Origin of the sequence: Pseudomonas sp. GZD-209, assembly GCF_049310485.1 — a bacterium.
GTDB lineage: Bacteria > Pseudomonadota > Gammaproteobacteria > Pseudomonadales > Pseudomonadaceae > Aquipseudomonas > Aquipseudomonas sichuanensis.
Genome location: NZ_JBMOWQ010000302.1, coordinates 1 through 7,331, shown reverse-complemented (window position 1 = coordinate 7,331; position 7,331 = coordinate 1). Strand labels below are relative to the sequence as shown.

Here is a 7,331-nt window from a genome sequence, read left to right as displayed (position 1 = left end):
GCTCGGTATTGAACCAGGCGTGGGAGCGGGCTTGCCCCGCGATGACGTTTACGCCACCTCTGCCGTGGTCTCGTAATCGAACACCAACTCACCATCGCGCAGATCGATGTGCACCACACCGCCATGCTCGGCCAGCTCGCCAAACAGGATCTCTTCGGCCAGCGGCCGCTTGATCTTGTCCTGGATCAGCCGCGCCATAGGCCGCGCGCCCATCTGCACGTCGTAGCCCGAGGCCGCCAGCCAGCCGCGTGCGGCATCGGTGACCTCCAGCAGCACGCGCTTGTCCTCGAGCTGCGCCTGCAACTCGATGAGGAACTTGTCGACGATGCTCTTGATGGTCTCGTGGGAGAGACGACCGAACTGGATGATGGTGTCCAGGCGGTTGCGGAACTCCGGCGTGAAGCTCTTGCGAATGACCTCCATCGCGTCGGACGAGTGATCCTGATGGGTGAAACCGATCGAGGCCCGCGCGGCGGTTTCGGCACCGGCGTTGGTGGTCATGATCAGGATCACGTTGCGGAAGTCCGCCTTGCGCCCGTTGTTGTCGGTCAGGGTGCCGTGGTCCATCACCTGCAGCAGCAGGTTGAAGACTTCCGGGTGAGCCTTCTCGATTTCGTCGAGCAGCAGCACGCAGTGCGGTTGCTTGGTGATCGCCTCGGTCAGCAGGCCACCCTGGTCGAAACCGACATAGCCGGGTGGCGCACCGATCAGGCGCGACACGGTATGCCGCTCCATGTACTCGGACATATCGAAGCGCACCAGCTCTACACCCAGCGCCTTGGCCAGCTGGCGGGCGGCTTCGGTCTTGCCCACGCCAGTGGGGCCGGCGAACAGGAACGAGCCGACTGGCTTGTCCGGTGCTTTCAGGCCCGCTCGCGACAGCTTGATCGCCGTGGCCAGCGAATCAATGGCCGGATCCTGACCAAATACGGTCAGCTTCAGATCACGCTCCAGATTGCGCAGCAGCTCTTTGTCGGAACTGGTGACGTGCTTCGGCGGAATCCGCGCGATCTTGGCAACGATGTCCTCGACCTGCGGCACCTCGATACGCTTGACCCGGCTGGCTTCCGGCTGCAGGCGCTGGTAGGCACCCGCCTCGTCGATCACGTCGATGGCCTTGTCCGGCATGTGCCGGTCATTGATGTAGCGCGAAGCCAGCTCTGCAGCTGCACGCAACGCCTCATCGCTGTACTCGATGTTGTGATGGCTCTCGAAACGCCCCTTCAAGCCGCGCAGGATGCCAACGGTGTCTTCCACCGAAGGCTCGGTGACATCGACCTTCTGGAAACGCCGCGCCAGGGCGCGGTCCTTCTCGAAGATGCCACGAAACTCCTGGAAGGTGGTCGAGCCGATGCAGCGGATATCACCCGAAGACAGCAATGGCTTGAGCAGGTTGGAGGCATCCATCACCCCGCCGGAGGCTGCACCGGCACCGATGATGGTGTGGATCTCGTCGATGAACAGAATGGCCTGCGGACGCTTTTTCAGCTCACCGAGCAGCGCCTTGAAGCGCTTTTCGAAGTCGCCGCGGTACTTGGTACCGGCCAGCAGCGCACCCAGGTCGAGCGAATAGACCACGCTCTGGGCCAGCAGGTCGGGCACCTGGCCATCGACGATGCGCTTGGCCAGGCCTTCGGCGATGGCGGTCTTGCCCACCCCGGCCTCGCCGACCAGCAGCGGGTTGTTCTTGCGCCGACGGGCGAGGATCTGCGCAACGCGCTCGACCTCCTGCTCGCGCCCCACCAGCGGATCGATACGCCCGGCACGGGCCAGTTCGTTCAGGTTGCTGGCATAGGCGTCCAACGGATTGCTGGAAGAGGAGGTTTCGCCACCCTCCTCGTCCTGCATGTCCTGGTCGTTGTCGGTGTGCGATCCATGGCCCGGCACCTTGCTGATGCCATGGGCGATGTAGTTGACCACATCGATGCGCGCCACGCTCTGCTGCTTGAGCAGGAACACCGCCTGGCTTTCCTGTTCGCTGAAGATCGCCACCAGCACGTTGGCACCGGTCACTTCGCGCTTGCCGGAACTTTGCACATGGAACACGGCACGCTGCAGCACCCGCTGGAAGCCCAGCGTCGGTTGCGTTTCACGGTCCTCGTCATGCACGGGGATCAGCGGCGTGGTCGAATCGATGAACTCCTGCAGGTCATGCTTGAGCTTGTCGAGATTGGCGCCACAGGCGCGCAGAACGGTCGCGGCAGCCTCATTGTCAAGGAGTGCCAGCAGCAGATGTTCGACGGTCATGAACTCATGACGCTTCGAACGAGCCTCCTTGAAGGCCAGATTGAGGGTGACTTCGAGCTCGCGGTTTAACATAGCTTCACCTCATACCCAAGTGGTCGGCGATTAACCGTCCTTCTCGATTTCACAGAGTAGCGGATGCTGGCTTTCCCTGGCGTATTGGTTGACCTGCATGGCCTTTGTTTCGGCGATGTCCCGGGTAAACAATCCGCACACTGCCCGCCCTTCGGTATGGACGGCCAGCATGATCTTGGTCGCCAGCTCGCGGTTCAGATTGAAGAACGTCTCGAGCACTTCGACGACGAAATCCATTGGTGTGTAGTCATCATTGAACAAAACCACCTTGTACATCGGTGGCGCCTGCAGGATAGGTTTGGCCTCCTGCACCGCAAGGCCGGCACCTTCATCCTCATGCCCGTCCTCATGGGACTGCGGGCGGTCCTGATTGAATGTTAGTCGAATCTCACTGGGTACATGCATGGAAAGAATTTCATCATGATCGACAGGTTAAGGTTGTGAGTTGACCGCACAGGCCCCTGTCGGCGCGGGCGCCGGCTGACCTTGACTATCGGCAAAACGGTGTTACAACCAATAAGAACCCACCGTGGTCGATAAAGATCCGCGCAGTCAACCAGATTTTTCGCAAGGTTCGTATGCGGATGACGTGGATGATACTCCAGTGATGGAGTCCTTTGCAGAGGGACATAGGGATGGCAAGCGGTAAAGTCAAGTGGTTCAACAATGCCAAGGGCTACGGATTCATCAATGAGGACGGCAAGACCGATGATCTGTTCGCCCATTACTCCGCCATTCAGATGGATGGGTACAAGACACTGAAGGCCGGGCAAACCGTTTCCTTCGACATCATCCAGGGCCCCAAGGGCCTGCATGCGGTGAACATAGCCAACGCCACCGCCAGCAGTGCAGGCACCAGCACAGGCAATGCCGCCCCGGCCGTCCCGCTCCAAGCCTGACCCCTGCTTACTGCCGGTATACGAAAAAACCGGCCGCTTCTTTATAAAGAGGCGGCCGGTTTTTTTGCCCGCCTTACATGTGCTTGATCATTGCCTCGCCAAAACCGGAGCTGCCGACCAGCGTCGCACCATCCATCAGGCGCTCGAAGTCATAGGTCACCGTCTTGGCCGCAATCGCCCCGTTGGTGCCCTTGATGATCAGGTCGGCGGCCTCGGTCCAGCCCATGTGCCGCAGCATCATTTCGGCAGACAGGATCACCGACCCCGGGTTGACCTGGTCCTTCCCGGCATACTTGGGCGCGGTGCCGTGGGTTGCCTCGAACATGGCCACGGTATCCGACAGGTTGGCCCCCGGCGCAATGCCGATGCCGCCCACCTCCGCCGCCAGCGCGTCGGACAGGTAGTCACCATTGAGGTTGAGCGTGGCGATCACGTCGTATTCGGCCGGGCGCAGCAGGATCTGCTGGAGCATGGCATCGGCGATGGCGTCCTTGACGATCACTTCACGGCCGCTCTTCGGGTTCTTGAACTTCATCCACGGGCCGCCGTCCAGCAGCTCGGCGCCGAACTCGTCACGGGCCACTTCATAGCCCCAATCCTTGAACGCACCTTCGGTGAACTTCATGATGTTGCCCTTGTGCACCAAGGTCAGCGACTTGCGATCGTTGTCCACCACATACTGCAGGGCCTTGCGCACCAGGCGCTTGGTGCCCTCCCTGGAAACCGGCTTGACGCCGATGCCGCAGTCCTGGTCGAAACGGATCTTGGTAACGCCCATTTCCTCCTTGAGGAACTTGATCACCTTGTTCGCCTCGGGCGAGCCGGCCTTCCACTCGATACCGGCGTAGATGTCCTCGGAGTTCTCGCGGAAGATCACCATGTCGACGTCACCCGGCTTCTTCACAGGGCTGGGCACCCCCTGGAACCACACCACAGGCCGCAGGCACACGTAAAGGTCGAGCTGCTGACGCAACGCCACGTTGAGCGAGCGAATACCGCCACCGACCGGCGTGGTCAGCGGCCCCTTGATCGACACCACATAGTCTTTCACCGCATCCAGGGTTTCCTGGGGCAGCCAGGTGTCCTGGTCATACACTTGCGTAGCCTTCTCGCCGGCATACACCTCCATCCAGGCGATCTTGCGCTTGCCGCCGTAGGCCTTCTGCACGGCTGCATCCACCACCTTGATCATCACCGGCGAAACGTCCACGCCGATACCGTCGCCTTCGATGTAGGGGATGATGGGGTTGTCGGGAACATTGAGCGAATGGTCTGCATTGACGGTGATCTTGCTGCCGTCAGTCGGAACCTTGATTTTCTGGTATCCCATGCTGCACTACTCCGCTTTTCGCTGGTGTGATTGAAAAACGCGCGATGCACTGAGCCTAAACCACATCCGCCGACCTGCAAGCCGGCCTCTGCCGCTGCGACATCGCGCCACATTGCCCCTACGTCTTTGGTCTTATAAATGGCGCGATCGCACTTGACCTTGCTGAATCGACCAAAGGGTTTGATATACTGCGCCGCGACCGCAGGGTCATCGGGGCGAATCCCAGGAAAATGCGGACCGCCCTTGGCCATGAATGGCCACGAAGCCTGGGTTGTTACCGCACCCCAGCACTTGACGCTCGACTGATGCATCCACCATCACCGCTCGCAGCCTCTCGACTTTCCGCTCATGGCGACGCCAGGGCGAAGCGCCTACCCTGCGCACCTCGAGACTCGAGTACGCTCAGCACATAGAGAGTTAACCCGCATGCCCACCCGTTCCAAGATCATCTACACCTTCACCGACGAAGCCCCCGCCCTCGCCACCTATTCGCTGCTGCCGATCGTCGAAGCGTTCACCGCTTGCGCCGACATCGCCGTCGAAACCCGCGACATCTCCCTGGCCGGCCGCATCCTCGCGGCGTTCCCGGAGCAACTGGGCGCCCAGAAGCAGGTAGCCGATCACCTGGCGGAACTGGGCCAGCTGGCCACCACCCCTGAAGCCAACATCATCAAGCTGCCGAACATCTCCGCTTCGGTTCCGCAGCTCAAGGCCGCCATCAAGGAACTGCAAGCCAAGGGCTTCAACATTCCTGACTACGCCGACGAGCCGGCCAGCGCCGAAGAGAAAGAGTCCCGCGCCCGCTACGACCGCATCAAAGGTTCGGCTGTGAACCCGGTGCTGCGCGAAGGCAACTCCGACCGCCGCGCGCCGCTGTCGGTCAAGAACTACGCCCGCAAGCACCCGCACAAGATGGGCGCCTGGGCCGCCGACTCCAAGTCGCACGTTGCCCACATGACCCAGGGCGACTTCTACGGCAGCGAGAAAGCCGCACTGATCGAGGCTGACGACAGCCTGCGCATCGAGCTGGTCGCTAAAGACGGCAGCACCACCGTCCTGAAAGAAAAGACCGCGGTCAAAGCCGCCGAAGTCATCGACTGCGCCACCATGAGCCGCAAAGCGCTCAAGGCCTTCATCGCCGAGCAGATCGCCGATGCCAAGGCCTCCGGCGTGCTGCTGTCGGTGCACCTGAAAGCCACCATGATGAAGGTCTCCGACCCGATCATGTTCGGCGTGATCGTCGAAGAGTTCTACGGCGACGTGCTCAACAAGCACGCCGCAGCCCTGGCCGAAGTGGGCTTCAACGCCAACAACGGTATCGGCGACCTGTACGCCCGCATCAAGGACCTGCCAGCTGACAAGCAGGCCGAGATCGAAGCCGACATCCAGGCCCTGTACGCCGTTCGCCCGGCCCTGGCCATGGTCAACTCGGACAAAGGCATCACCAACCTGCACGTACCAAGCGACGTCATCGTCGACGCCTCGATGCCAGCGATGATCCGCGACTCGGGCAAGATGTGGAACACCGCCGGCGAGCTGCAAGACGCCAAGGCCGTGATCCCGGACCGCTGCTACGCCGGCATCTACCAGGCCACCATCGAAGACTGCAAAGTCAACGGCGCCTTCGACCCGACCACCATGGGCAGCGTACCGAACGTTGGCCTGATGGCGCAGAAAGCCGAAGAATACGGCTCCCACGACAAGACCTTCCAGATCAAGGCCGACGGCGTCGTGCGCGTGGTCGACGGCAAGGGCCAGGTCGTTCTGCAACAGGACGTCGAAGCCGGTGACATCTTCCGCATGTGCCAGACCAAGGACGCGCCGATCCAGGACTGGGTCAAGCTGGCCGTCAACCGCGCTCGCCTGAGCAACACCCCGGCGGTGTTCTGGCTGGACCCGGCCCGCGCCCACGACGGCGTGATGATCGAGAAGGTACAGGCGTACCTGAAGGATCACGACACCACTGGCCTGGACATCCGCGTCCTGGCCCCGGTCGACGCCATCAAGTTCTCCCTGGCCCGCATCCGCGAAGGCAAGGACACCATCTCGGTGACCGGCAACGTGCTGCGCGACTACCTGACCGACCTGTTCCCGATCATGGAGCTGGGCACCAGCGCCAAGATGCTGTCGATCGTCCCGCTGATGAACGGCGGTGGCCTGTTCGAAACCGGCGCCGGCGGTTCGGCACCGAAGCACGTGCAGCAGCTGGTCGAAGAGAACTTCCTGCGTTGGGACTCGCTGGGTGAATTCCTGGCCCTGGCCGCTTCCCTGGAGCACCTGGGCGATACCTACGCCAACCCGCGCGCCAAGGTCCTGGCCAACACCCTGGACCAGGCCACCGGCAAGTTCCTCGACACCAACAAGTCGCCTTCGCGCAAGGTCGGCGGTATCGACAACCGTGGCAGCCACTTCTACCTGACCCTGTACTGGGCAGAAGCCCTGGCCGCCCAGAGCGACGACGCCGCCCTGCAGGCGCGCTTCGCCCCGCTGGCAAAAACCCTGGCCGAGAACGAAGCGACCATCGTCGCCGAGCTCAACGCCGTTCAGGGCAAGCCGGCCGACATCGGTGGCTACTACGCCCCGGATGCCGAGCTGACCGCCAAGGTGATGCGCCCAAGCCAGACCCTGAACAGCGCCATTGCCGCCCTGTAAGGTTCGCTTGACGTAACAGCACAAACCCCGGCCACGCACCGGGGTTTGTGCTTTTCAAGGCCGCGCAAATCCCGTGGGAGCGGGCTTGCCCCGCGATTGCGTCCGCTCAGGTACATTGCAATCGCGGGGCA

At 62.0% G+C, this 7,331-nt stretch carries 5 protein-coding genes; 2 read left to right on the top strand and 3 right to left on the bottom strand.

The window, feature by feature from the left end:
• Positions 1 to 48: 48 nt before the first annotated feature.
• Together clpA and clpS are read right to left on the bottom strand one after the other, a co-directional pair.
• Entirely contained in the window at positions 49 to 2,319 is a 2,271-nt protein-coding gene (gene clpA / locus ACO6VM_RS27500) for an ATP-dependent Clp protease ATP-binding subunit ClpA (protein WP_125464657.1), read from the bottom strand.
• A 30-nt stretch (positions 2,320 to 2,349) separates the two neighbouring features.
• Positions 2,350 to 2,724, bottom strand: coding sequence for an ATP-dependent Clp protease adapter ClpS (gene clpS, locus ACO6VM_RS27495; RefSeq protein ID WP_422404070.1), 375 nt, complete (start codon positions 2,722 to 2,724; stop codon positions 2,350 to 2,352).
• 230 nt (positions 2,725 to 2,954) lie between these two features.
• On the opposite strand from clpS, the gene cspD reads away from it, so the two are divergent.
• Positions 2,955 to 3,218 carry a cold shock domain-containing protein CspD gene (cspD, locus tag ACO6VM_RS27490; RefSeq protein ID WP_125859275.1) on the top strand — a complete coding sequence of 88 codons (264 nt, stop codon included), beginning with the start codon at positions 2,955 to 2,957 and terminating at the stop codon, positions 3,216 to 3,218.
• A 73-nt stretch (positions 3,219 to 3,291) separates the two neighbouring features.
• On the opposite strand, the gene icd is transcribed toward cspD, so the two are convergent.
• Positions 3,292 to 4,548 (bottom strand): NADP-dependent isocitrate dehydrogenase, encoded by a 1,257-nt coding sequence (icd, locus tag ACO6VM_RS27485; RefSeq protein WP_401058339.1) that lies wholly within the window; start codon positions 4,546 to 4,548, stop codon positions 3,292 to 3,294.
• A gap of 426 nt (positions 4,549 to 4,974) precedes the next feature.
• On the opposite strand from icd, the gene ACO6VM_RS27480 reads away from it, so the two are divergent.
• The gene (locus tag ACO6VM_RS27480; RefSeq protein ID WP_401058337.1) at positions 4,975 to 7,200 is read left to right on the top strand and encodes an NADP-dependent isocitrate dehydrogenase; all 2,226 of its coding nucleotides are present in this window, start codon (positions 4,975 to 4,977) and stop codon (positions 7,198 to 7,200) included.
• Positions 7,201 to 7,331 lie beyond the last annotated feature (131 nt).

Excerpts from the sequence above, each read along its gene's own strand:
- ACO6VM_RS27480 (WP_401058337.1), top strand. The coding sequence starts at position 4,975 with ATGCCCACCCGTTCCAAGATCATCTACACCTTCACCGACGAAGCCCCC.
- icd (WP_401058339.1), bottom strand. The coding sequence starts at position 4,548 with ATGGGATACCAGAAAATCAAGGTTCCGACTGACGGCAGCAAGATCACC.
- cspD (WP_125859275.1), top strand. The coding sequence starts at position 2,955 with ATGGCAAGCGGTAAAGTCAAGTGGTTCAACAATGCCAAGGGCTACGGA.
- clpA (WP_125464657.1), bottom strand. The coding sequence starts at position 2,319 with ATGTTAAACCGCGAGCTCGAAGTCACCCTCAATCTGGCCTTCAAGGAG.
- clpS (WP_422404070.1), bottom strand. The coding sequence starts at position 2,724 with ATGCATGTACCCAGTGAGATTCGACTAACATTCAATCAGGACCGCCCG.